This window comes from Pseudomonas sp. AC172 (genome assembly GCF_979258595.1).
In genome coordinates this window covers 644,314-667,672 of the sequence record NZ_OZ409868.1, presented here as the reverse complement: position 1 = coordinate 667,672, position 23,359 = coordinate 644,314, and the positions used below count along the sequence as shown (strand labels likewise).

The 23,359-nt window shown below is 59.2% G+C and carries 20 protein-coding genes; 4 read left to right on the top strand and 16 right to left on the bottom strand.

Annotation, left to right across the window (positions count from 1 at the left end; genetic code table 11):
- Positions 1-41 precede the first annotated feature (41 nt).
- The 14 genes from ACZ0A4_RS03125 to flhA all read right to left on the bottom strand — a co-directional run bounded on the left by ACZ0A4_RS03125 (position 42) and on the right by flhA (position 14,472).
- Entirely contained in the window at positions 42-434 is a 393-nt protein-coding gene (locus ACZ0A4_RS03125; protein WP_102900473.1) for a DUF2802 domain-containing protein, read from the bottom strand.
- Complete coding sequence (locus ACZ0A4_RS03120) at positions 435-920, bottom strand: chemotaxis protein CheW (RefSeq protein WP_038363882.1); 486 nt, start codon at positions 918-920, stop codon at positions 435-437.
- Between the two features lie 90 nt (positions 921-1,010).
- Positions 1,011-1,964: a CheW domain-containing protein gene (locus ACZ0A4_RS03115; RefSeq protein WP_463573029.1), complete on the bottom strand. Its 954-nt coding sequence runs from the start codon at positions 1,962-1,964 to the stop codon at positions 1,011-1,013.
- A gap of 2 nt (positions 1,965-1,966) precedes the next feature.
- On the bottom strand, positions 1,967-2,755 hold the full coding sequence (locus tag ACZ0A4_RS03110) for a ParA family protein (protein ID WP_008077691.1): 789 nt from the start codon (positions 2,753-2,755) through the stop codon (positions 1,967-1,969).
- 43 nt (positions 2,756-2,798) lie between these two features.
- The gene (gene motD, locus ACZ0A4_RS03105; protein WP_064390875.1) at positions 2,799-3,689 is read right to left on the bottom strand and encodes a flagellar motor protein MotD; all 891 of its coding nucleotides are present in this window, start codon (positions 3,687-3,689) and stop codon (positions 2,799-2,801) included.
- A gap of 12 nt (positions 3,690-3,701) precedes the next feature.
- The gene (locus ACZ0A4_RS03100; RefSeq protein ID WP_016987476.1) at positions 3,702-4,442 is read right to left on the bottom strand and encodes a flagellar motor protein; all 741 of its coding nucleotides are present in this window, start codon (positions 4,440-4,442) and stop codon (positions 3,702-3,704) included.
- The gene (locus ACZ0A4_RS03095) at positions 4,442-5,587 is read right to left on the bottom strand and encodes a protein-glutamate methylesterase/protein-glutamine glutaminase (protein WP_463573028.1); all 1,146 of its coding nucleotides are present in this window, start codon (positions 5,585-5,587) and stop codon (positions 4,442-4,444) included. The genes ACZ0A4_RS03100 and ACZ0A4_RS03095 overlap by 1 nt, the downstream gene beginning before the upstream one ends.
- Positions 5,588-5,636: 49 nt before the next feature.
- Entirely contained in the window at positions 5,637-7,907 is a 2,271-nt protein-coding gene (locus ACZ0A4_RS03090) for a chemotaxis protein CheA (protein ID WP_463573026.1), read from the bottom strand.
- Positions 7,908-7,961: 54 nt separating this feature from the next.
- Positions 7,962-8,750: a protein phosphatase CheZ gene (locus tag ACZ0A4_RS03085; protein WP_007920000.1), complete on the bottom strand. Its 789-nt coding sequence runs from the start codon at positions 8,748-8,750 to the stop codon at positions 7,962-7,964.
- Between the two features lie 18 nt (positions 8,751-8,768).
- A complete protein-coding gene (locus tag ACZ0A4_RS03080; protein WP_161986607.1) occupies positions 8,769-9,140 on the bottom strand; it encodes a chemotaxis response regulator CheY in 372 nt (123 codons plus the stop codon).
- Between the two features lie 166 nt (positions 9,141-9,306).
- Positions 9,307-10,047, bottom strand: a complete 741-nt coding sequence (gene fliA, locus ACZ0A4_RS03075; protein ID WP_007920004.1) for an RNA polymerase sigma factor FliA — start codon at positions 10,045-10,047, stop codon at positions 9,307-9,309.
- The gene (gene fleN, locus ACZ0A4_RS03070; RefSeq protein ID WP_003222917.1) at positions 10,044-10,874 is read right to left on the bottom strand and encodes a flagellar synthesis regulator FleN; all 831 of its coding nucleotides are present in this window, start codon (positions 10,872-10,874) and stop codon (positions 10,044-10,046) included. The genes fliA and fleN overlap by 4 nt, the downstream gene beginning before the upstream one ends.
- A 116-nt stretch (positions 10,875-10,990) precedes the next feature.
- Entirely contained in the window at positions 10,991-12,331 is a 1,341-nt protein-coding gene (gene flhF, locus ACZ0A4_RS03065; RefSeq protein ID WP_008077677.1) for a flagellar biosynthesis protein FlhF, read from the bottom strand.
- A gap of 11 nt (positions 12,332-12,342) precedes the next feature.
- Positions 12,343-14,472 carry a flagellar biosynthesis protein FlhA gene (gene flhA / locus ACZ0A4_RS03060; RefSeq protein WP_034151515.1) on the bottom strand — a complete coding sequence of 710 codons (2,130 nt, stop codon included), beginning with the start codon at positions 14,470-14,472 and terminating at the stop codon, positions 12,343-12,345.
- A gap of 533 nt (positions 14,473-15,005) precedes the next feature.
- On the opposite strand from flhA, the gene ACZ0A4_RS03055 reads away from it, so the two are divergent.
- The 3 genes from ACZ0A4_RS03055 to ACZ0A4_RS03045 all read left to right on the top strand — a co-directional run bounded on the left by ACZ0A4_RS03055 (position 15,006) and on the right by ACZ0A4_RS03045 (position 21,004).
- Positions 15,006-15,365, top strand: coding sequence for a DUF6124 family protein (locus ACZ0A4_RS03055; RefSeq protein WP_463573025.1), 360 nt, complete (start codon positions 15,006-15,008; stop codon positions 15,363-15,365).
- A 271-nt stretch (positions 15,366-15,636) separates the two neighbouring features.
- Complete coding sequence (locus tag ACZ0A4_RS03050; RefSeq protein WP_463573024.1) at positions 15,637-20,235, top strand: hypothetical protein; 4,599 nt, start codon at positions 15,637-15,639, stop codon at positions 20,233-20,235.
- A gap of 409 nt (positions 20,236-20,644) precedes the next feature.
- Complete coding sequence (locus tag ACZ0A4_RS03045; RefSeq protein ID WP_016987469.1) at positions 20,645-21,004, top strand: DUF6124 family protein; 360 nt, start codon at positions 20,645-20,647, stop codon at positions 21,002-21,004.
- A gap of 171 nt (positions 21,005-21,175) precedes the next feature.
- Here ACZ0A4_RS03045 and ACZ0A4_RS03040 read toward each other — a convergent pair whose 3' ends face one another.
- Positions 21,176-21,844, bottom strand: coding sequence for a hypothetical protein (locus ACZ0A4_RS03040; protein ID WP_463573023.1), 669 nt, complete (start codon positions 21,842-21,844; stop codon positions 21,176-21,178).
- A gap of 594 nt (positions 21,845-22,438) precedes the next feature.
- Here ACZ0A4_RS03040 and ACZ0A4_RS03035 point away from each other — a divergent pair.
- On the top strand, positions 22,439-22,798 hold the full coding sequence (locus tag ACZ0A4_RS03035; RefSeq protein ID WP_102900463.1) for a DUF6124 family protein: 360 nt from the start codon (positions 22,439-22,441) through the stop codon (positions 22,796-22,798).
- Between the two features lie 255 nt (positions 22,799-23,053).
- Here ACZ0A4_RS03035 and ACZ0A4_RS03030 read toward each other — a convergent pair whose 3' ends face one another.
- Complete coding sequence (locus ACZ0A4_RS03030) at positions 23,054-23,290, bottom strand: hypothetical protein (RefSeq protein WP_463573021.1); 237 nt, start codon at positions 23,288-23,290, stop codon at positions 23,054-23,056.
- Between the last annotated feature and the right edge of the window lie 69 nt (positions 23,291-23,359).

Below are 23,359 nucleotides of genomic sequence, written 5' to 3'. Positions count from 1 at the left end.
CGAGCTTGCTCGCGAATAGGCCATCAGCTTGAGCGCAAAGATCAGTTCTTGTGAAGCTTGCGCATCAACTCCGCCTCAGCCTGGGTCAACCCGCAGGACTGAGTCAGCTCATCGACGCTGGCGCCCATGCCCACCAGTTTCGCCGCCTGGGCGAATGACAGGCTGGATGGATCGCGCTGTTCCAGCTGAACGATTTTGTCCGGCAACGGACTGACGACCGCGCGCAGCTCGTGCAGAGCTTCGCCCATGCGCACGTTGCCGTTCTGGTAGTCGTCGACACGCTTGGCCAAGTCCTTGATGCGCTGATCACGCAGCGCATCGCCCTGGGCCTGTTGCGCGGCGATTACCCGCTGCGCCTTGATATACGACACAAACATCGCCAGCGTGCCTGCCCAGAAGAGGAACAGGACAATGACCGCAACCTCGAGAATCAATCAGATATTCTCCAGGTCCGACCATTCTTCTTCGCTCATCATCTTGTCCAGCTCGACCAGGATCAGCAACTCGTTGTTCTTGTTGCACACGCCCTGGATGAACTTGGCCGACTCTTCGTTGCCGACGTTCGGCGCCGTCTCGATTTCCGACTGACGCAGGTAAACCACTTCGGCCACGCTGTCGACCATGATGCCGACGACTTGCTTGTCGGCTTCGATGATGACGATACGGGTGTTGTCGCTGATCTCGCCGGTGCTCAGGCCGAAGCGCTGACGGGTGTCGATCACGGTGACCACATTACCGCGCAGGTTGATGATGCCCAGCACGTAGCTTGGCGCACCCGGCACCGGAGCGATCTCGGTGTAGCGCAGCACTTCCTGGACGCGCATCACGTTGATGCCGTAGGTTTCGTTATCCAGTTTGAAGGTTACCCATTGCAGGATCGGATCTTCAGAACCTTTTGCATTCGTCGCCTGACTACTCATACCCTGACCCCTCGAAAAAACCGCTCTGAGCGGTGTGTGTTCTGTGTGGCGGCATTCAACAATGCCGTCGCCTGATTGTTATGTCGGCTGCTATGTCGGTTTATGTAGCGGCTTGTGGCCGCCGAGGTGCTTTGCCCCACCGCTGGCGATCAACTCGGCCAGTGCGGAAACGTCAAGCAATGCACACATGTGCTCAATCACGGTGCCGGCGAGCCATGGCCGCTGACCCCGGTGACTTCTCCATTTGATTTCATTCGGGTCCAGACGCAACGAGCGGCTGACCTGATGCACCGCCAGCCCCCACTCGTAACCTTGTACCGAAATCACATACTGCAGGCCCTGACGGAAGTCATCGCGGTAGCGATCCGGCATGACCCAGCGCGCGGTGTCCAACACTTTCAGATTGCCGGCCTGACTCGGCAGAATCCCGAGGAACCATTCCGGCTGACCGAACAGTGGCGTCAGCTCGTGGCCGGCCAGCGAATAGATCGAACCCAGGCAGACCAGTGGCACGGCCAGGGTCAGCCCGGCGACGTCGAACAACAGGCATTCGAACGCTTCGGAGGCCCAGGCCGGGCGACCATCGGTTTCCACCGGTGGCGGCGTGTTGTTTGGCGGCAGATGCACTTCCACCAGCGGAGGGACCAGCGTCTGTTCGACCGGTGCGGGTGCAATCGGTGCCGGTTCGACCGCTACCGGTTCCGGCGCGGTTTTCAATAACTGGGTTTGCAGCAGCGGCGCGAGTGTCGAAACTGGCGCGCGAACCGGCTCGGCCTCCTCGATCATTGCCACCGGCGCTTTCGCCACAGGTGCAACGGCAGGCGCGACAAGCGGCGCAGCAGGCTTGGCCGCTTTCTGTGCGTCACGGGCCTGCTCTTCCAGCACCGCCGCCTGAAACTCGTCCAGCGCCTCAGTGCTTTCCACAACTTCAGGCTGCGCCTCAATAACCGGCGGCAGCTCCTCAGGAATTTCCTGCAGCAAGTTATCCAGATAAGACTGCAACGCCAATTGCGGACGCGAGGTGAGTTTGACCGGGCGATTCATGCTCACGCCACCTGCGGAACAAGTTGTTGCGCCAACAGGTGCTTGAGCAGCGCGCGGTAGGCCAGCACGCCACGGCTCTTGCCGTCGAATTGCGAAGGCGTGACACCGGCACGGCTGGCGTCGCGCAGACGGGTATCGACGGGGATGTAACCCTGCCAGATCTCGTCGGGGAATTTGTCACGCAGCACACGCAACGTATGCATCGAGGCTTGCGTGCGGCGGTCAAACAGGGTCGGCACGATGCTGAACGGCAGCGCCTGTTTGCGCGAGCGGTTGATCATCGCCAGGGTGTTGACCATGCGCTCCAGACCTTTGACGGCCAAGTGTTCGGTCTGCACCGGAATCACCAATTGCTGGCTCGCCGCGAGGGCGTTGACCATCAGCACGCCGAGCAACGGCGGGCTGTCGATCACTGCGTAATCGAAGTCCTGCCACAGTTGCGCCAGACTCTTGGCGATCACCAGACCGAGGCCACTCTGCCCCGGCGACTGACGCTCAAGGGTCGCCAGTGCGGTGCTCGATGGCAGCAGGGAAATGCGTTCGTCACTGGTCGACAACAGCAACTGCCCCGGCAGGCCTTGCGGCACGCTGCCCTTGTGCAGAAACAGGTCGTAGTTGCTGTGTTCCAGGCTGTCGGGGTCGTAACCGAAATAGCTGGTCATCGAGCCGTGCGGGTCGAGATCGACCACAACCACGCGCTTGCCCGCCTCGGCCAGCAATCCGGCTAAAGCGATGGAAGATGTGGTTTTACCGACACCACCCTTTTGATTGGCGACTGCCCAGACTCTCATTCAGTTCGTTCCTCCCGGCCGATATGCTCGACCGAGACATAGCTCAGCGTGTTAATGCGGGTGACGGAGAATTGACGGCACTCTCGCGTCCCGGCGTCTTGACCGGGGTCGGTGCAGTTTGTGTGCCAGCACGCTTCAACGCAGCGTCCGGTTGCGCGTTGGCAGTCCCGGTACCCGTCAGGCTGCGACGTACATCGAGATTTCGCGAGACCACCAGAACCACCCGGCGATTTTTCCCCCGGCCTTCAGCGGTAGCGTTGTTGGCCACCGGTTGAAACTCGCCGTAACCCACCGATGCCAATCGGCCAGGGTTCACACCCTGCATGGCCAGCATGCGCACGATGCTCGCCGAACGCGCCGAGGACAGTTCCCAGTTGGTCGGGTATTGCGCGGTGCGGATCGGTTGATCGTCGGTGAAGCCTTCGACGTGGATCGGGTTGTCGAACGGTTTCAGAATCGCCGCGACCTTGTCGATGATGTTGAAGGCGATGTCGCTTGGCATGGCGTCGCCACTGCCGAACAACAGGCTGGAGTTGAGTTCGATCTCGACCCACAGCTCATTGCCACGCACAGTCATCTGGTTGGAGCTGATCAAGTCACCGAACGCCGCGCTGATGTCATCGGCGATGCTTTTCAGCGGATCGCTGGCGCCGGCGATACCGGCGTCGATCTGCTCGGCGTCCTTGACCAGCGGCTTGGCCGGGGTCACGGTTTTTGGCCGTTCGTCGCCGATCTGGATCGGTTTGAGCGCGCGATCGGAGTCTTTGAAGACGCCGACCAGCGCTTCGGAAATTTCCTTGTACTTGCCTTCGTTGATCGACGAAATCGAGTACATCACCACGAAGAACGCGAACAGCAACGTGATGAAATCCGCGTAGGACACGAGCCAGCGCTCGTGATTGACGTGTTCTTCCTGATGCCTGCGACGAGCCATGAGGTTATTCCCTTAATCCATGAAGCCTTGCAGCTTCAACTCAATGGAGCGAGGGTTTTCACCTTCGGCGATCGACAGGATCCCTTCCAACAACATTTCGCGATAACGCGACTGCCGCAACGCGATTGACTTCAGCTTGGCGGCGATTGGCAGCAACACCAGGTTGGCACTGGCTACGCCGTAAATGGTCGCAACGAAGGCGACGGCGATGCCGCTGCCCAGTTGCGTCGGATCCGCGAGGTTGCCCATCACGTGGATCAGGCCCATCACCGCACCGATGATGCCGATGGTCGGCGCGTAGCCGCCCATGCTTTCAAAGACTTTCGCCGCCTCGATGTCGCGCGCTTCCTGGGTGTAGAAATCCACTTCGAGGATGCTGCGGATCGCTTCCGGCTCGGCACCGTCGACCAGCAGTTGCAGGCCTTTGCGCGAGTAATTGTCGGGCTCGGCATCCGCCACGCCTTCCAGGCCCAGCAGGCCTTCCTTGCGTGCGGTGAGGCTCCAGTTGACGACGCGATCGATGCCACCGGCCAGATCGACCCGTGGCGGAAACAGAATCCAGGCGAGGATCTGCATGGCGCGTTTGAACGCGCTCATCGGCGATTGCAGCAGTGCGGCACCGATGGTGCCGCCCAGTACGATCAATGCCGCCGGGCCGTTGGCCAGCGCACCGAGGTGACCACCTTCAAGGTAGTTACCACCGATGATGGCGACGAACGCCATGATGATCCCGATAAGGCTTAAAACATCCATCAGATACACGCCTCGACAATGTGTTTGCCGATGTCGTCGAGGCTGTATACCGCGTCGGCGAGGTCGGCTTTAACGATGGCCATTGGCATGCCGTAGATCACGCAACTTGCCTCATCTTGTGCCCAGACCGCGCTGCCGCCCTGCTTGAGCAGACGCGCGCCTTCACGGCCATCGGCGCCCATGCCGGTCAATACGACCGCCAGAACTTTGTCACCGTAGGACTTGGCGGCGGAACCGAAGGTGATGTCCACGCACGGCTTGTAATTCAGACGCTCATCGCCCGGGAGGATTTTCACCGCGCCACGGCCGTCGATCATCATTTGCTTGCCACCCGGCGCCAGCAACGCCAGGCCCGGACGCAGGATGTCGCCATCCTCGGCTTCCTTGACGCTGATGCGGCACAGCTTGTCGAGACGCTCGGCGAAGGCCTTGGTGAACGCCGCCGGCATGTGCTGGATCAGCACGATCGGCGCCGGGAAATTCGCCGGCAACTGAGTCAACACACGTTGCAGGGCCACCGGGCCGCCCGTCGAGGTACCGATGGCCACCAGTTTGTAGGCTTTGCGTTTCGGCGCTGGCGACGACGCGCTGGCGGCCGGGGCACGAGCCGGTGCCGGCGCTGGAGCCGGACGCGTTGGCGCGCTGGTGCTGTGACTGCTGTGGCTGCCGAAACTCGACGGCGCCGAAGCAGGCGTCGGTGCTGGCGCAGCCACTGGAGCCGGCGCGCTGTAGGCACTGAAACGACGGTTACTGCGCGAGATGCTATGGACCTTCTCGCACAGCAGTTGCTTGACCTTCTCGGGATTGCGCGAGATGTCTTCGAAATTCTTCGGCAGGAAATCCACCGCGCCGGCGTCCAGCGCATCGAGGGTGACCCGGGCGCCTTCGTGGGTCAGTGAGGAGAACATCAACACCGGGGTCGGGCAGCGCTGCATGATGTGCCGCACTGCCGTGATGCCGTCCATCATCGGCATCTCGTAGTCCATGGTGATCACGTCTGGCTTGAGTGCCAGCGCCTGATCAATCGCCTCTTTACCGTTGGTTGCAGTGCCGACCACCTGAATGCTCGGATCCGCAGAAAGAATTTCCGAGACGCGGCGGCGGAAAAAACCCGAATCGTCCACCACCAGGACTTTGACTGCCATAAACACTCCATTAGGTGCAGCGGGACGTTGTCGCCCCGCCGCCCCGGATTCAAATACGCCGTGCGGCGTAACGCTTGAGCATGCTTGGAACATCGAGAATCAGCGCGATGCGGCCGTCACCTGTGATGGTGGCGCCGGACATGCCCGGAGTGCCCTGCAGCATTTTGCCCAATGGCTTGATGACCACTTCTTCCTGGCCGACCAGTTGATCGACAACGAAGCCGATCCGCTGAGTGCCCACCGAAAGGATCACCACGTGGCCTTCACGCTGCTCTTCGTGAGCGGCGGAGCTGACCAGCCAGCGCTTGAGGTAGAACAATGGCAGCGCCTTGTCCCGCACGATCACCACTTCCTGACCGTCGACGACGTTGGTGGTCGACAGGTCGAGGTGGAAGATTTCGTTGACGTTGACCAACGGGAACGCAAACGCCTGATTGCCGAGCATGACCATCAGGGTTGGCATAATCGCGAGGGTCAGCGGCACCTTGATGACGATCTTCGAGCCCTGGCCCTTGGTCGAGTAGATGTTGATCGAACCGTTGAGCTGGGAAATCTTGGTCTTCACCACGTCCATGCCGACACCGCGGCCGGACACGTCGGAGATCTCGGTCTTGGTCGAGAAACCCGGGGCGAAAATCAGGTTGTAGCACTCGGTATCGCTGAGGCGATCGGCCGCATCCTTGTCCATCACACCGCGTTTTACCGCGATGGCGCGCAGGACGTTCGGGTCCATGCCTTTGCCGTCATCGGAAATCGACAGCAGGATATGGTCACCCTCTTGCTCGGCAGCCAAAACAACACGGCCGCCACGGGCCTTGCCCGACGCTTCGCGTTCTTCCGGCGACTCGATGCCGTGGTCGACAGCGTTGCGCACCAAGTGGACCAGCGGGTCGGCCAGGGCCTCGACAAGGTTTTTGTCGAGGTCGGTTTCTTCACCCACCAGTTCCAGGTTGATCTCTTTCTTCAGCTGACGCGCGAGGTCACGAACCAGACGCGGGAAGCGCCCGAAGACCTTCTTGATCGGCTGCATCCGCGTCTTCATCACCGCGGTCTGCAAGTCAGCCGTGACCACGTCGAGGTTCGACACGGCCTTTTGCATGGCTTCATCGCCGCTGTTCAGGCCCAGGCGCACCAGACGGTTACGCACCAGCACCAGTTCGCCGACCATGTTCATGATTTCGTCGAGACGCGCGGTGTCGACGCGCACGGTGGTTTCGGCTTCGCTCGCCGGTTTTTCCGGTGGCGGTGTCGCCGGCGCACGGGCCGGAGCCGGTGCAGCAGCGGCGGCCGGTTTTGGCGCTTCGGCTTTCGGCTCAGGCTTGGCGGCAGGCTTGGGCGCTGCAGCAGCGGCCGGTGCCTTGGCAGCAGGCGTGGCGACGGTCGAAGCACTGCCAGCAGCAGCGGTGCCGACTTCGGAGAACTTGCCTTTACCGTGCAATTCGTCGAGCAGCGATTCGAACTCGTGATCGCTGATCAGATCGCTGCCGGCCGCCGCAGCAGCCGGTGCGGCTGGCACAGGTGCCGAAGCAATCGCCGACTCCAGCGCATCCACGGCAAAGTTGCCCTTGCCATGCAACTGATCGAGCAGGGCTTCGAATTCGTCGTCGGTGATGTCCGAGCTGTCGCCCTTGGCCGGAGCCGCAGGGGCTGCCGCCGCTGGCGCAACCGCGTCCACCGCGAACTGGCCTTTGCCGTGCAGTTGATCGAGCAACGACTCGAACTCGGCATCGGTGATTTCATCGCTCGCAGCTTCAGCAGCCGTTTGCGCAGGTGCGGCAGCAGCCGGGGCTTCGGCTTCGGCCTTGACGGCGTTCAGCGAGTCCAGCAGTTGTTCGAATTCGTTATCGGTGATGTCGCCCGACGAGTCGCCTTCGACGACCAGTTCTTCGATCATCTCGGCCACCGGCGATGCCGGGGCGGCGTCCGCCGATTGCGGTTCGGCCAGGCGCGCCAGGGCGGCCAGCAGTTCCGGGGTGGCAGCGGTGATCGGCGCACGCTCACGAACCTCAGTGAACATGCTGTTCACCGCGTCCAGTGCTTCGAGGACAACGTCCATCAGTTCTGCATCAACGCGACGCTCACCCTTACGCAGGATGTCGAACACGTTTTCGGCGATGTGACAGCACTCCACCAGCTCATTGAGCTGAAGGAAGCCGGCGCCCCCTTTTACAGTGTGGAAACCGCGAAAAATTGCGTTGAGCAAATCTGCGTCATCCGGGCGGCTTTCCAGCTCGACCAGTTGTTCGGACAGTTGCTCAAGAATCTCGCCGGCCTCAACCAGGAAATCCTGAAGGATCTCTTCATCGGCGCCGAAGCTCATTAATGGGGTGCTCCTACAGGTCTAAAAACCCAAAAAACCTAAAATTCCAAAACTCTAGAACCCGAGGCTGGATAACAAATCGTCCACATCGTCCTGACCGGACACAACGTCTTCTCGTTTATCGGCATGAATCTGCGGACCTTCACCCTGCGAGAGATGTTTTTGTGGATCTTTTTCTGCAAGCATCGCGGCGCGGTCATGTTCGATGCCCGCAAAGCGGTCGACCTGACTGGCCATGAGCACGAGTTTGAGCAAATTGCTTTCGACTTCGGTGACCAGTTGGGTCACACGCTTGATCACCTGACCGGTCAGGTCCTGGTAATCCTGGGCCAGCAGGATGTCGTTGAGATTGCTCGACACCGCACGGTTGTCCGTGCTGCTGCGTGACAGAAAACCGTCGACCCGGCGCGCCAGCTCGCGGAACTCTTCAGCCCCGACCTCGCGACGCATGAAGCGACCCCAATCGGCGCTCAAGGTCTGGGCTTCATCAGCCAGACTGTTGACCACCGGCGTGGCGCTTTCCACCAGATCCATGGTGCGGTTGGCCGCGGCTTCTGTCAGCTTGACCACATAGCCCAGGCGTTCGGTGGCGTCGGTGATTTGCGACACTTCCTCAGCCTGTGGCATGTTCGGGTCGATCTGGAAGTTGACGATCGCACTGTGCAGTTCACGTGTGAGCTTGCCGACTTCCTGATACAGGCCGCGGTCACGGGTCTGATTGAGCTCATGGATCAGTTGCACAGCGTCGCCGAACCTGCCTTTTTCAAGGCTCTCGACCAGTTCGACCGCGTGTTTTTTCAGGGTCGACTCGAAATCGCCCTGTGAAGATTCGTTATGCTCCATAGCTCCCCCGCGCGTTCATCAGCCGATGCGTTCGAAAATCTTCTCGATTTTGTCTTTCAACGCCTGAGCCGTGAAAGGTTTGACTACGTAGCCGTTCACACCGGCCTGAGCGGCTTCGATGATCTGCTCGCGCTTGGCTTCTGCAGTCACCATCAGCACTGGCAGGTGCTTGAGTTTTTCATCGGCACGCACGTGGCGCAGCAGGTCGATACCGGTCATGCCCGGCATGTTCCAGTCCGTTACCAGAAAGTCGATGCTTCCGCTGTTGAGCACTGGAATGGCAGTCACGCCATCGTCAGCCTCGACGGTGTTGGTGAACCCAAGATCACGCAGCAGGTTCTTGATGATCCGCCGCATCGTTGAGAAGTCATCAACGATGAGGATTTTCATGTCTTTGTTCAATTCGACCTCCAAGCAGTCTTAAACGCGCCCAGCACCTGGACGCGCCACTTCAATCAATCGGCGCAGCACTCGAAGACTGTCTGGAGCACAACAGAGCAAGACCGGTGCCGTTCATCACCGCACCAGCCTCGTTCGCAGTGTCCCCACACTGCCTTCAGCGCGCTCGCCACTCCCCCAAACGCCCCCGCAAACGGGCCGCGCACTGGCTGTGTAACTGGCTGACCCGCGATTCACTGACGCCAAGGACTTCACCGATTTCCTTGAGGTTCAGCTCTTCGTCGTAGTACAGCGCCAACACCAGTCGCTCACGCTCCGGCAAATTGGCAATCGCGTCCGCCAGCGCTGCCTGGAAGCGTTCATCTTCCAGATCGCGCGACGGCTCGAGATGAGCACTCGCGCCATCCTCGTGCAGCCCTTCGTGTTCGCCGTCCTGCAACAGATCGTCGAAACTGAACAGGCGACTGCCCAAGGTGTCATTCAAAATCCCGTAGTAATCGTCGAGACTCAATTGGAGTTCGGCCGCAACCTCGTGATCTTTAGCATCACGGCCGGTTTTAGCTTCAATTGAGCGAATCGCGTCGCTGACCATACGGGTATTACGGTGAACCGAGCGTGGTGCCCAGTCCCCTTTGCGCACTTCGTCGAGCATCGCGCCGCGGATTCGTATGCCCGCGTACGTTTCGAAACTGGCGCCTTTGCTGGCGTCGTATTTGGTCGAGACTTCGAGCAGGCCGATCATCCCGGCCTGAATCAGGTCTTCGACCTGCACACTCGCTGGCAACCGTGCCAGCAAGTGATAGGCAATGCGTTTGACCAGTGGCGCGTAACGCTCGATCAGTTCGTACTGCGCGTCACGTGCCGACTTCTTGTAGTAGTTCATACCGCTTGCGGTCATAGCACGGGCCCTGCCGTTTGCTGCACGAGGCGCTCGACGAAAAACTCAAGGTGGCCACGCGGGTTGGCGGGCAGCGGCCAGGTATCGACCTTCTGCGCGATCGCCTTGAACGCCAGCGCGCACTTGGAACGCGGGAAGGCTTCGTACACCGCACGCTGCTTCTGCACCGCTTTACGCACGCTTTCGTCGTAAGGCACGGCGCCGACGTATTGTAGGGCCACGTCCAGGAAGCGATCCGTGACCTTGGTCAACTTGGCGAACAGGTTGCGCCCTTCCTGCGGGCTCTGCGCCATGTTGGCCAGCACGCGGAAGCGGTTCATGCCGTAGTCGCGGTTGAGCAGTTTGATCAGTGCGTAGGCGTCAGTGATCGAGGTTGGCTCGTCGCAGACCACCAGCAACACTTCCTGCGCGGCGCGGACAAAACTGACTACCGAGTCACCAATACCCGCAGCGGTGTCGATCACCAATACGTCGAGATTGTCGCCGATGTCGCTGAATGCCTGAATCAGGCCGGCGTGCTGCGCCGGGCTCAGGTGCACCATGCTCTGCGTGCCGGACGCGGCCGGGACGATGCGAATGCCACCGGGGCCTTGCAACAGCACGTCGCGCAATTCGCAACGGCCTTCGATGACGTCGGCCAGCGTGCGTTTAGGGGTCAGACCCAACAATACGTCGACGTTCGCCAGCCCCAGATCGGCGTCCAGCAACATGACCCGACGGCCAAGCTCTGCCAGCGCCAGGGACAAGTTCACTGACACGTTAGTCTTGCCGACGCCACCTTTGCCGCCGGTCACCGCGATCACCTGTACGGGATGCATGCTGCCCATGTTATTTCTTTACCTTGTCTTGCATAGACGGAGGCCACATTACTGGCTGCGCGTTCACAACCGGAACAATGCATGGCAGACCATCGATGTAGGTACAAAAACTGTTCATGAATACCTCAGCCTACCTGCTTGGTCGGGCTGTGATAGATATCAGCGAACATGTCGGCCATGGCTTCTTCGCTGGGTTCTTCCTGCATTTGCACGCTGACGGCGCGGCTGACCAGTTGATGACGGCGCGGCAGATGCAGATCATCCGGAATCCGTGGGCCATCGGTCAGGTACGCGACCGGCAATTCATGACTGATCGCCAGGCTCAACACTTCGCCAAGGCTGGCCGTTTCATCCAGTTTAGTCAGGATGCACCCGGCGAGCCCGCAACGCTTGTAACTGTGATAAGCGGCGGTTAGAACCTGTTTCTGGCTGGTGGTTGCCAAGACCAGATAATTTTTTGAGCGAATGCCACGACCGGCCAGACTTTCGAGCTGCATGCGCAGGGCCGGATCGCTGGCTTGCAGGCCGGCAGTATCGATCAACACCACGCGTTTGCGCAGCAGTGGATCCAGCGCTTGCACCAACGATTGGCCAGGATCGACGTGAGTCACCGGCACATTGAGAATGCGCCCCAGGGTCTTCAGTTGTTCCTGCGCGCCGATACGGAAACTGTCCATGCTCACCAGCGCCACATTCTGCGCGCCGTATTTCAGCACATAACGCGCGGCAAGCTTGGCCAGCGTGGTGGTCTTGCCCATGCCGGCAGGGCCGACCATGGCAATCACACCGCCCTCTTCCAGCGGCTCGACTTCCGGTACGGCAATCATCCGTGCCAGGTGCGCGAGCAGCATGCGCCAGGCCTGACGCGGCTCTTCGATATCAGTGATCATCGCCAACAAATCGCGCGACAACGGCCCGGACAGACCGATACGTTGCAGACGGCGATACAGATTGGCTTGCGCCGGACGGCTGCCTTGCAGCTGATTCCAGGCCAGGGTGCCGAGCTGGACTTCCATCAGCTCGCGCAGGCTGTTCAATTCAAAGCGCATCGAATCCAGTGCACGCGGATCAACACCGCCGGAAGACTGCGCAGGCGCCGGGGCCGGACGCGCCGGAGCGGCGTAGGTCGGCTCGCTCAGCGGTTCTGCGGCGGTCAAAGGCAGGCCAGCCGTCAACGGCAGCCCGGCGAAAATCTGGCGATTGCTGTTGCCGTCGGCTTCGCCCCGCAGGCTCAACTCGGCCTGGGCGGTGACGATGCGCGATTGGGTCTTGCGCAGCTCGTCTTCGAGCTCCATGTTCGGAACCCGTGGCGCCAGCGCCGACAATTTGTAATCCAGTGCCGCCGTCAGCTCAACACCGCCGGCAATGCGGCGGTTGCCAATGATGGCGGCATCAGCGCCCAGCTCATCACGAACCAGCTTCATGGCCTGACGCATATCGGCGGCAAAGAAACGCTTAACTTGCATAAACCACTACCTCAGCCGTTGGGCCCTACTGTCGCAACGATGGTCACTTGCTTGTTGTCCGGTATTTCCTGGTAGGCCAGCACATGCAGCCCAGGGACTGCGAGGCGGCCAAAGCGCGAGAGCATCGCGCGGATCGGGCCAGCGACCAAAAGGATCACCGGCTGACCTTGCATTTCCTGACGCTGCGCCGCTTCGATGAGCGAACGCTGCAGCTTCTCGGCCATGCTTGGCTCCAGCAGAACGCCCTCTTCCGAGCCTTGTCCTGCCTTCTGCAGACTATTGAGCAATATTTGTTCCAACCTTGGTTCCAAGGTGATCACAGGCAGCTCCGACTCAGTGCCTACAATGCTTTGGACGATGGCGCGTGATACGCCGACCCGCACAGCAGCCACCAGCGCGGCGGTATCTTGACTCTTCGCGGCGTTGTTGGCGATGGCTTCGGCAATGCTGCGGATATCGCGCACCGGCACGTGTTCGGCGAGCAGCGCTTGCAGCACTTTGAGCAACTGCGACAACGAGACCACGCCCGGCACCAGCTCTTCTGCCAGTTTCGGCGAGCTTTTGGCCAGCAATTGCATGAGTTGCTGCACTTCTTCGTGGCCGATCAGCTCACTGGAGTGCTTGTACAGAATCTGGTTCAAGTGCGTGGCGACCACGGTGCTCGCGTCAACCACCGTATAACCGAGGGATTGTGCCTGGGCACGCTGGCTGATTTCGATCCACACCGCCTCCAGGCCGAAAGCCGGATCTTTGGCGTTGATACCGTTGAGTGTGCCGTAGACCTGGCCCGGGTTGATCGCCAGTTCGCGGTCCGGATAGATCTCGGCTTCGGCGAGGATCACGCCCATCAGGGTCAGGCGATAGGCGCTGGGCGCCAGATCGAGGTTGTCACGAATGTGCACAGTTGGCATGAGGAAGCCCAGATCCTGCGAGAGCTTCTTGCGCACGCCCTTGATCCGCGCCAGCAATTGCCCGCCCTGATTGCGATCCACCAGCGGAATCAAGCGATAGCCGACTTCCAGGCCGATCATGTCGATTGGCGTTACGTCGTCCCAGCCCAGCTCTTTGGTTTCCATAGCGCGGGCCGGCGACGGCAGCAGTTCCTGCTGACGCTTGACCTCTTCCAGCGCCACGACCTTGGCGACGTTCTGTTTCTTCCAGAACAGGTAGGCGCCGCCAGCGGCCAACGCAGCCATGCTCAGGAACGAGAAGTGCGGCATGCCCGGCACCAGGCCCATGACCGCCATCAGACCGGCCGCCACCGCCAGCGCTTTCGGCGAGGCGAACATCTGACGATTGATCTGCTTGCCCATGTCTTCCGAACCGGAAGCACGGGTCACCATGATCGCTGCCGCTGTCGATAACAACAGTGATGGCAATTGCGCCACTAAACCGTCACCGATGGTCAGCAAGGCGTAAACCCGACCGGCATCGCCGAAGCTCATGTTGTGCTGGAAGATACCAACGGCCATGCCGCCGATAAGGTTGATGAACAGAATCAGCAGGCCGGCGATGGCGTCACCGCGAACGAACTTGCTGGCACCGTCCATCGAACCGTAGAACTCCGCCTCTTGGGCGACTTCCTGACGGCGCGCCTTGGCCTGGTTCTGGTCGATCAAACCGGCGTTGAGGTCGGCGTCGATCGCCATTTGTTTGCCGGGCATCGCATCGAGGGTGAAACGCGCGCTCACCTCGGAAATCCGCCCGGCACCTTTGGTCACCACAACGAAGTTGATGATCATCAGGATCGCAAAAACCACGATACCGACCACGTAGTTACCGCCGATCACCACTTCACCGAAGGCCTGAATCACCTTACCGGCAGCGGCGTGGCCGTCCTGACCGTGGAGCATTACAACGCGCGTCGACGCGACGTTCAACGCCAGCCGCAGCAACGTCGCGACCAGCAAAATCGTCGGGAACACGGCGAAATCCAGCGGCCGCAGCGCATACACGCAGACCAGCAGGACGACGATCGACAGCGCGATGTTGAAGGTAAAGAACACGTCGAGCAGGAACGGCGGCACCGGCAACATCATCATCGCCAGCATCACCAGCAACAGCAACGGCACGCCCAGATTGCCTCGACTTAAATCGGCAACGTTTGTGCGTGCTGTGTTGAATAACTGAGAGCGATCCACCGGTTTTCCCCGTTCCTTTAAAGCAAACTTTTGACGCCCAGAGCGGGCTCACGGCGGGTACTGCAAGAAGCTTTCCAACTTTTGCCAAGGAGTGAAATCGGGAGAGAAAACATGCCCCCTGTAGGAGTGAGCCTGCTCGCGAAGGGGCCAGTCGAGTTAGTGCAAATCGCCTTTTAAACTCAGGTGTTTAAAAGACACCTTCAGACACGCCTTTAAGGCTACATATTCTTGCGTCATTGCCTACAGCTACGCCAGAATCCGCCGGCTTGTGCACCTTGGGGCCGGGTTCTATTGTGGATCGGTCGCTGACGAATCAGCGATCGGGTTTAGCGACTCGGACCAACTCAGTGCATCAGCGTTCGTGGCTTCGTTGTGGGACTCTTCGCCCGCAATTACGTTATGGCGGCTGTATGCGGGAGACCTTTGGGTCTACCGGTGTGCCTGAGACCGGTTCGCTAACCTGCGTACAGCTGCCACCTTCACCTGTTTAGCGACAGGGAAAAGAGTGGCTCCATAAACTCAGGAGTTTCACCATGATCAAACCAACACCCAACCCACCCGAAACCGACCTCGCCTCCCCCTACGAATCCCTAGATTCAAAAAAGCTCAACGACGCCGCCGAACGCGCGCTCGATCACTACCTCTGCCCACCCGGCTCCACGCCACCGCCCCGTAAAACCCGCAGAATGTACGCCGTCACCGCAGACTTCAAAAACGAAGAACTGCTGGCCGATGCCAGCGAAACACTCGCCTCAGCCAGAACCATCGCCCATGACTTCGCCCATCTCGTACCCGCGTCGCAGCGCAGGACGCTGTTGGGGATCGCGCAACTGATCATGCTCGGCGAGCTGGCGGTGAATCGGGTGATGGATAATCTGGAGGTGCCGGATTAGTTCGGCTACTGATCGTTCCCACGCGCCGCAAAGAAACGCCTCAACGGACGCTCCGCGTTCGGCTTTGGAAGGGACGCGGAGCGTACCGGGCTGAATTCCCACGCAGAGCGTGGGAACGATCGATCTCTAAGGCTTTTTCAGCTTCGACTCCACCTCTCTCAAAATTACCATCCGTCGGATTTCGGCCCTCACCTGTCAGATCTGACAGGTGCGCAATTCCGCCCATGCGCGTTCAATCACTCCGTTGCCAAACCGAACGGAGCACGCAGCCATGGCCGACCAGAAACCTTTTGCCCTGAAGCCCATTTACTTCCCTGCCCTGACTACCCTTGACCCACCAGATGGTTACGATGGCGGCATCCCCATTCGTGCAGTGGAAAACGGTTTGCAAGTGGTCATCCCTGCCTGGTTCGAAATGAAACTCACGGACCGAGTCGATTTCTTCTGGAACAACGAGAAGGATGAGGTATGGAGCAAAACCCTCGAGCACGAGTCCGAACTCAATCGGGATGTAGTCTTCACCCTGGCCAAGAGTTATGTGATCGACGGTGACGCCATCGACGTGTTCTACAAGGTCTCCGGCAAGAACCATCCCGAAGAAGAATCCAAGCCCCGTTTAAAGCTGCTGGTCAAACTCACCCGCCCCGGTGAATACGACGACATCGCTGGCGATGATGGCCACTCCGATCTCAACTTCTCCCTCGACCGCTACGAAATCGACAAGAATTTTACGGAAAAAGACGTTGTAACGATGCGCATCGTCCGCTACCGCAACCTGACTAAAAACGACCGCATCCACGCCCGCTGGGGCAGTCAGAAAAAGGTTCATCTCGTCACCCCGGATCAGGCGAGTGATCCGGACAAATACCCCATCGACATCACCTTCGATTACGAACTGATCAAGGCTGCTGGCGATGGCTCCGCGGTGGCCGTGGCTTACCAGGTCATTGACCGCTGCGGCAACTACCCGGACGAGCGCGCGCCTTGGTCGGCGGTCCAGCCCGTACTGGTGGATCTCAACGGTACTCGACTGAATGAACCGAAGGTGCTGGTCAAGGGCGAGCCGACCAAACGTGTGGATCTCGACGAACTGGGTGACGACGACGTCAAAGTGCAGGTGTCCACACCAGATCCCGACTTTGACGAGGGCGATGAAGTGCTCCTGACCTGGATCGGCACCCCAGCCCAAGGCCCGCAAATTATCGTCGGCCCATTATCGATGACGGTGAAGTTCGTGGACTTTCATCTCGAGTTCAGCATCCCGAACGCAGCCGTGCGGGCCATCGCCAAAGGCAGTGCATCGGTGGGTTTTGTCCGTCGACGGGGTGACAAAGACGTCAACTCGAAGAACGCCAGCGTCAGCGTCGTGGGCGACATCAGCCAACTGCTCGCGCCTAGCGTCGTCGAGGCACCGGGCGGGACGTTGCCAGGCGATACGCCGTGGGCGACGGTGAGTGCGCCGTGGTACGTGGGTCGCAACAGCAGTGATCTGCTGAACGTGATCTGGGAGGCGAAGGCGCCCGGCGGCGACCCTGTTTACTACGAGGACCCGCGCCAGGTCGGCAATGTAGCGGATGGCGAGCCCGTCTTGCGCAACGTGAGCCAGACCGAAATTCAGCGTTTCGATGGCCTGAGCGTCAAGGTCTACTACATCGTCACCAACAAAGACAACCTGCTGCTGAGCGTGCGCGAATCGCTGCCATTCATCATGCAGGTCGGCGTGGCGAAGCCAATCTTTGAACGCCCGGAAATCGAAGAAGCAGACGCCAGTGGCGTGCTGGATCCGGACAAGGTGCCGCCGACCGGTGCAACCATGGTCTTGACCCACACCGGTACCCAGGACGAAGACCGGTTTCACTACTACTTCAATGGCTCGGCGAGCGGCGGCAGCTTCAGTGACCATATCGACCTGATCCCCGCCACAGCCGGCAAGCCAGTGCGGGTGACCGTGCCGAAGCAGTACGTCACGGCCAACCTCCACGGCACGGTGATGGCGGATTACAGGATTGAGCGGGCGGGAGAGACGTTGGGGCATTCACGGGAGTTGACGCTGGAAGTTGGCCAGGCAACTGCTCCAACTATCGATTCGGTCAAAGGCTCTCCCAGCGGTGTCGAAATCCCCCAAGCCGGGAGCACAGTGGAAACGGCCGTAACCCTGAGCGGCGTCGCGGCCAAAGGCCAGAAGGTCGAAATCTTTGACGGCACCGTCTCAAAAGGCCAGGCAACTGCACATGCCACAACCGGTGTCTGGACGTTGCTCGTCAGTGCCCTGACGGTGGCGGCGCACAGCTTTACCGCCAAGGCTCTGTACGGTTCCGGTGCCGTGTCGGCGGCCAGAACACTGACCGTCATAGCCGTGGTCGTACCAACACTGAGCAACGTGCAGGACGCCGAGAATGCGGAAGTACCAGAAGGCGCAATAACCGTAAGCACTACATTGAAACTCAGGGGCACCGCAAGCCTGGGCCAGCAGGTCGAAATTCGTGACGGCACCGGTTCCGGTTCGGCATCACGGGGCACCGCAACTGCCAACGGAACAACGGGAATCTGGGAGATCACAATCACAGTGCCACTGGGTGCGCGGCGGCTGTACGCTGAAGCACTTTATCCCAGCAATCCGCTGTACTCGAATGTGCGTAACCTGACCGTCACAGCCGCCACCGCTCCGACTTTGACATCAGTCAAAGGCTCTCCCAGCGGCGTCGAAATCCCTCAAGGCGGGAGCACAGTGGAAACTGCTGTAACCCTGAGCGGCGTCGCGGCCCAAGGCCAGAAGGTCGAAATCTTTGACGGCACCGTCTCAAAAGGTCAGGCCACTGCAGATGCCACAACCGGTGTCTGGACGTTGCTCGTCAGTGCCCTGACGGTGGCGGCGCACAGCTTTACCGCCAAGGCGCTGTACGGTTCCGGTGCCGTGTCGGCGGCCAGAACACTGACCGTCATAGCCGCCACCGCTCCCACTTTGACATCGGTCAAAGGCTCTCCCAGCGGCGTCGAAATCCCCCAAGGCGGGAGCACAGTGGAAACTGCTGTCACCCTGAGCGGCGTCGCGGCTAAGGGCCAGAAAGTCGAAATCTTTGACGGCACCGTCTCAAAAGGTCAGGCCACTGCAGATGCCACAACCGGTGTCTGGACGTTGCTCGTCAGTGCCCTGACGGTGGCGGCGCACAGCTTTACCGCCAAGGCTCTGTACGGTTCCGGTGCCGTGTCGGCGGCCAGAACACTGACCGTCACAGCCGCCACCGCTCCCACTTTGACATCGGTCAAAGGCTCTCCCAGCGGTGTCGAAATCCCCCAAGCCGGGAGCACAGTGGAAACGGCCGTAACCCTGAGCGGCGTCGCGGCCCAAGGCCAGAAGGTCGAAATCTTTGACGGCACCGTCTCAAAAGGTCAGGCCACTGCAGATGCCACAACCGGTGTCTGGACGCTGCTCGTCAGTGCCCTGACGGTGGCGGCGCACAGCTTTACCGCCAAGGCTCTGTACGGTTCCGGTGCCGTGTCGGCGGCCAGAACACTGACCGTCATAGCCGTGGTCGTACCAACACTGAGCAACGTGCAGGACGCCGCGAATGCGGAAGTACCAGAAGGCGCAATAACCGTAAGCACTACATTGAAACTCAGGGGCACCGCAAGCCTGGGCCAGCAGGTCGAAATTCGTGACGGCACCGGTTCCGGTTCGGCATCACGGGGCACCGCAACTGCCAACGGAACAACGGGAATCTGGGAGATCACAATCACAGTGCCACTGGGTGCGCGGCGGCTGTACGCTGAAGCACTTTATCCCAGCAATCCGCTGTACTCGAATGTGCGTAACCTGACCGTCACAGCCGCCACCGCTCCGACTTTGACATCAGTCAAAGGCTCTCCCAGCGGCGTCGAAATCCCTCAAGGCGGGAGCACAGTGGAAACTGCTGTAACCCTGAGCGGCGTCGCGGCCCAAGGCCAGAAGGTCGAAATCTTTGACGGCACCGTCTCAAAAGGTCAGGCCACTGCAGATGCCACAACCGGTGTCTGGACGTTGCTCGTCAGTGCCCTGACGGTGGCGGCGCACAGCTTTACCGCCAAGGCGCTGTACGGTTCCGGTGCCGTGTCGGCGGCCAGAACACTGACCGTCATAGCCGCCACCGCTCCCACTTTGACATCGGTCAAAGGCTCTCCCAGCGGCGTCGAAATCCCCCAAGGCGGGAGCACAGTGGAAACTGCTGTCACCCTGAGCGGCGTCGCGGCTAAGGGCCAGAAAGTCGAAATCTTTGACGGCACTGTTTCCAAAGGTCCGGCAACGGCAGATCCCACAACCGGTATCTGGACGTTGCTCGTCAGTGCTTTGACTGTGGCAGCACACAGTTTTACCGCCAAAGCTTTGTATGGGAGCAATCCTGTGTCGGCCGCCAGAACACTGACCGTGAAGCAAATTATTATCGAAGACTTTGAAACGACTCCATCAAGGAAGTTAACGGTCGCGGGACAAAGCTTAGAAACCGGAAAGTTTACTCTCATAGCACGTCAATTGCCGGAACGAAACGGTTACAAAAGCTATGTAGAAATTAAAGCCGGAATGTATGCAGAACCAAATTTTCGTGGGCAACAGATTTTTACGTATTCGCCCTATACGGGCATGACTATTAAATTTGAACTGATACTTCGGGATGGCGTAGCAGCAAGAGTCATTTTTCAACTCTGGAGTTGGGGACTAAGCGAACCCATAATCGCGCATTTTCTTGACTCATCTGGAGGCGTTCTCGGTTCTGTGTCTCAAAATACTGGCAAAGGAGGAATGTTAGACTCAGGATATTTGAATGGAATTAAATCCATCCTACTCAGTACTGGTGATCAAGTTTATTTTGACTACTTTCAAATTACGCCGTTATAAAAGATATCTCTATAGCGATATCAGGGATATCAGGGACAGACCACGTTTCCAACCAGAAAGTCGCCCGATTCCTTGCCTTTTAAACTCAAGTGTTTAAAAGATACCTCCAGACACGCCTTCAAGGCTACACACCCTTGCGCCATTGCCTACGGCTACGCCAGAATCCGCCGGCTTGTGCGCCTTGGGGGCGGGTTCTATTGTGGTGCGGTCGCTGACGAATCAGCGATCGGGTTTAGCAGCTCGGCAATTTTCAAGGCACGCGAGTACTGCCATTACGTTATGGCGGCTTTGCGTGGGGCACTTCGGTGCGCCGGGATCCTTGAGCCTGGTCTGCTAACCCGCGTACAAGCCGCCACCCTCTTCGTTTAGCAGCGAAGGTTGACGGCTCCATTTCTCAAGGAGCTTTACCATGATCAAACCAACACCCAACCCACCCGAAACCGACCCCACCTCCCCCTACGAATCCCTCGATTCGAAAAAACTCCACGAAGCCGCCGACCGCGCGCTCGATCATTATCTCTGCCCACCCGGCTCCACGCCACCGCCCCGTAAAACCCGCAGAATGTACGCCGTTACCGCCGACTTCAAAAACGAGGAGTTGCTGGCCGATGCCAGCGAAACACTCGCCTCCGCCAGAACCATCGCCCATGACTTCGCCCATCTCGTACCCGCGTCGCAGCGCAGGACGCTGCTGGGTATTGCGCAGTTGATCATGCTCGGGGAGCTGGCGGTGAATCGGGTGATGGATAATCTGGAGTTGCCGCAGTAGCGCGCCTCTGTGACAGGCCTTTGAGTGAGGCGCTGTAGCCTCCGGCGCCTTCGCGGGCAAGCCCGCTCCCACTGGGATCTGCGCCGCTTTCAAATCCCTGATCCACCGACTGTCTTCAGGCATAAAAAAACCGCTGTTCCGTTGAATCGGGGCAGCGGTTTTTTACGCGGGTTACCTCGCAGTCAAAATCTGCTTGGGTGCAATATTGCCGAAGCTCAGTTGCTTGCCGTTGACGTAGCGCGTACCACGCAAAACTTGCTCACCTTCGACCTCAACGAAGTCCTCATCCATGTACATCAGCACGACCTTGGTCTCGGGTGCAATGATCTCTGGAATCGTCAGGTCGCTCTGTAGCAGGTTGAGCGCCCAGTGAAACGAAATGATCGGCAAATCCGCGATTCCGATCTGGCCCTTGTTGTCCAGCAATCGGAAGTCCCTGCTGGCCTTCACACGTAGCTTGCGCCCGTCCACTTCAAACTTCGGTTTGCCAAAGCGCACCTGCAGATCGGGGCCGGTCGCCCATTGATCCATGTAATACGCGGGCGAGGTAAAGAGTTCGAACAACGCTTGGTTGTCGCGGATTTTTCCCGCCGCATCGAACAGGTAGTTGTAGGAATAGTGGTAAGCCAGGCCATCCAGTTCAGGTCTGATGGCGTTGACTGGATTGCCCAGATAATCCGGGATATAGGCATTGGCCATTTGCACAAAGTGGGTAAAGTCCAGATCCATATCGAAGGTAACCTCGTAACGAATGGCGTTTTCCTTCGGGTTTTCCTCCAACCGCCCCGAAACGTACTCCAGGGTCATCCCTTCAAGCTTGCGATAGATACGCTCTGCCATGATCGTGCTCCATAAACTGCGGAGAAATTCCGCAATCCATGTCATCGATTTTCACGGTGGCCGTCTACTGTCATAACTAACAGGTTCAGAGGCATTTCAGACAGACGGTAACCGTCAAAAAACCCGGCGGAGCGGCAAATCATTCTTGAGCGCATCAAGGTGAAGACGGATCTGGTAGCCGGGGATGTCAGTACAGACCACCTTTCTCCCAAATAATTTTTCGTTCTTTTGACTTTTAAACTCAGGTGTTTAAAAGACACCTTCAGACACGCCTTCGAGGCTACAAATCCTTGCGCCTTTGCCTACAGCCAAGCCAGAATCCGCCGGCTTGTGCGCCTTGGGCTCGGGTTCTATCGTGGTGCGGTCGCTGACGAATCAGCGATCGGGTTTAGCGACTCGAATTCAAGTCAAAGGTGCATCGGCGTTCCAGGCTTCGTTGCGGATCTGTATTTTCGCGATTTCGTCATGGTGGCTGTATGCGGGAGACCTTCGGGTCTGCCGGGTGCCTTTGACCGGTTCGCTAACCTGCGTACAGCCGCCACCCCTCCTGTTTAGCGACAGGTTGTAGCGGCTCCACTTCAAAGGAGCTTCACCATGATCAAACCAACACCCAACCCACCCGAAACAGACCCCACCTCCCCCTACGAATCCCTCGATTCAAAAAAACTCCACGAAGCCGCCGACCGCGCCCTCGACCATTACCTCTGCCCACCCGGCTCCACCCCGCCGCCACGTAAAACCCGCCGGATGTACGCCGTCACCGCAGACTTTAAAAACGAGGAACTGCTGGCCGATGCCAGCGAAACACTCGCCTCAGCCAGAACCATCGCTCATGACTTCGCCCATCTCATCCCTGCGTCGCAGCGCAGGACGCTGTTGGGGATCGCGCAACTGATCATGCTCGGAGAGCTGGCGGTGAATCGGGTGATGGATAATCTGGAGTTGCCGCAGTAGTACAGGTCTGTGACAAGCCTTGAGTGAGGCGTTGTGGCTGCTGACGTCTTCGCGGGCAAGCCCGCTCCCACAGGGATCTGCGCCGTTCACAAATCCCTGATCCACCGCCGAGCATGGGGGAGCAGGCTTGCTTCTGGCGGCGATCCGACGAAAGCGACCTCACAGCCGACACATGTTTTCAGGCATAAAAAAACCGCTGGCCCATTGAACAGGGCCGGCGGTTTTTTCGTTTTAGTGGCTTTTGCGATCGATTGATCAATACCGGAGGATTTTCACTTTTCCATTTTTGCCTTTTGGCAATTCGAACTCGACCTCGCCGCCCACTTTGACGTTCGCCTGTTGCGCATCGGCCAATGGAATGCTGAATCGGTACTCTTTGGCGGTCAGAAAAAAACCCGTGGCTTCGGCAAAGGAAAGGGATCGTCCCGATTGCTTCGGCGTGATGGTGCCTCTTCCGGTTTTTTCATCGTAGCTGCTGAAAACTCCTTTCATTGCCTTGCTCCCTTGCACTCGCCCGCCCGGCCGCGCCAGCGCGCGACAGCACCTTTCATCAAACTGCAA

Excerpts from the sequence above, each read along its gene's own strand:
- ACZ0A4_RS03120 (WP_038363882.1), bottom strand. The coding sequence starts at position 920 with ATGAGTAGTCAGGCGACGAATGCAAAAGGTTCTGAAGATCCGATCCTG.
- ACZ0A4_RS03080 (WP_161986607.1), bottom strand. The coding sequence starts at position 9,140 with ATGAAAATCCTCATCGTTGATGACTTCTCAACGATGCGGCGGATCATC.
- ACZ0A4_RS03050 (WP_463573024.1), top strand. The coding sequence starts at position 15,637 with ATGGCCGACCAGAAACCTTTTGCCCTGAAGCCCATTTACTTCCCTGCC.
- ACZ0A4_RS03090 (WP_463573026.1), bottom strand. The coding sequence starts at position 7,907 with ATGAGCTTCGGCGCCGATGAAGAGATCCTTCAGGATTTCCTGGTTGAG.
- ACZ0A4_RS03115 (WP_463573029.1), bottom strand. The coding sequence starts at position 1,964 with ATGAATCGCCCGGTCAAACTCACCTCGCGTCCGCAATTGGCGTTGCAG.
- ACZ0A4_RS03110 (WP_008077691.1), bottom strand. The coding sequence starts at position 2,755 with ATGAGAGTCTGGGCAGTCGCCAATCAAAAGGGTGGTGTCGGTAAAACC.
- ACZ0A4_RS03055 (WP_463573025.1), top strand. The coding sequence starts at position 15,006 with ATGATCAAACCAACACCCAACCCACCCGAAACCGACCTCGCCTCCCCC.
- ACZ0A4_RS03095 (WP_463573028.1), bottom strand. The coding sequence starts at position 5,587 with ATGGCAGTCAAAGTCCTGGTGGTGGACGATTCGGGTTTTTTCCGCCGC.
- flhF (WP_008077677.1), bottom strand. The coding sequence starts at position 12,331 with ATGCAAGTTAAGCGTTTCTTTGCCGCCGATATGCGTCAGGCCATGAAG.
- ACZ0A4_RS03030 (WP_463573021.1), bottom strand. The coding sequence starts at position 23,290 with ATGAAAGGAGTTTTCAGCAGCTACGATGAAAAAACCGGAAGAGGCACC.
- ACZ0A4_RS03100 (WP_016987476.1), bottom strand. The coding sequence starts at position 4,442 with ATGGATGTTTTAAGCCTTATCGGGATCATCATGGCGTTCGTCGCCATC.
- ACZ0A4_RS03085 (WP_007920000.1), bottom strand. The coding sequence starts at position 8,750 with ATGGAGCATAACGAATCTTCACAGGGCGATTTCGAGTCGACCCTGAAA.
- fliA (WP_007920004.1), bottom strand. The coding sequence starts at position 10,047 with ATGACCGCAAGCGGTATGAACTACTACAAGAAGTCGGCACGTGACGCG.
- ACZ0A4_RS03035 (WP_102900463.1), top strand. The coding sequence starts at position 22,439 with ATGATCAAACCAACACCCAACCCACCCGAAACAGACCCCACCTCCCCC.
- ACZ0A4_RS03045 (WP_016987469.1), top strand. The coding sequence starts at position 20,645 with ATGATCAAACCAACACCCAACCCACCCGAAACCGACCCCACCTCCCCC.
- motD (WP_064390875.1), bottom strand. The coding sequence starts at position 3,689 with ATGGCTCGTCGCAGGCATCAGGAAGAACACGTCAATCACGAGCGCTGG.
- ACZ0A4_RS03040 (WP_463573023.1), bottom strand. The coding sequence starts at position 21,844 with ATGGCAGAGCGTATCTATCGCAAGCTTGAAGGGATGACCCTGGAGTAC.
- fleN (WP_003222917.1), bottom strand. The coding sequence starts at position 10,874 with ATGGGCAGCATGCATCCCGTACAGGTGATCGCGGTGACCGGCGGCAAA.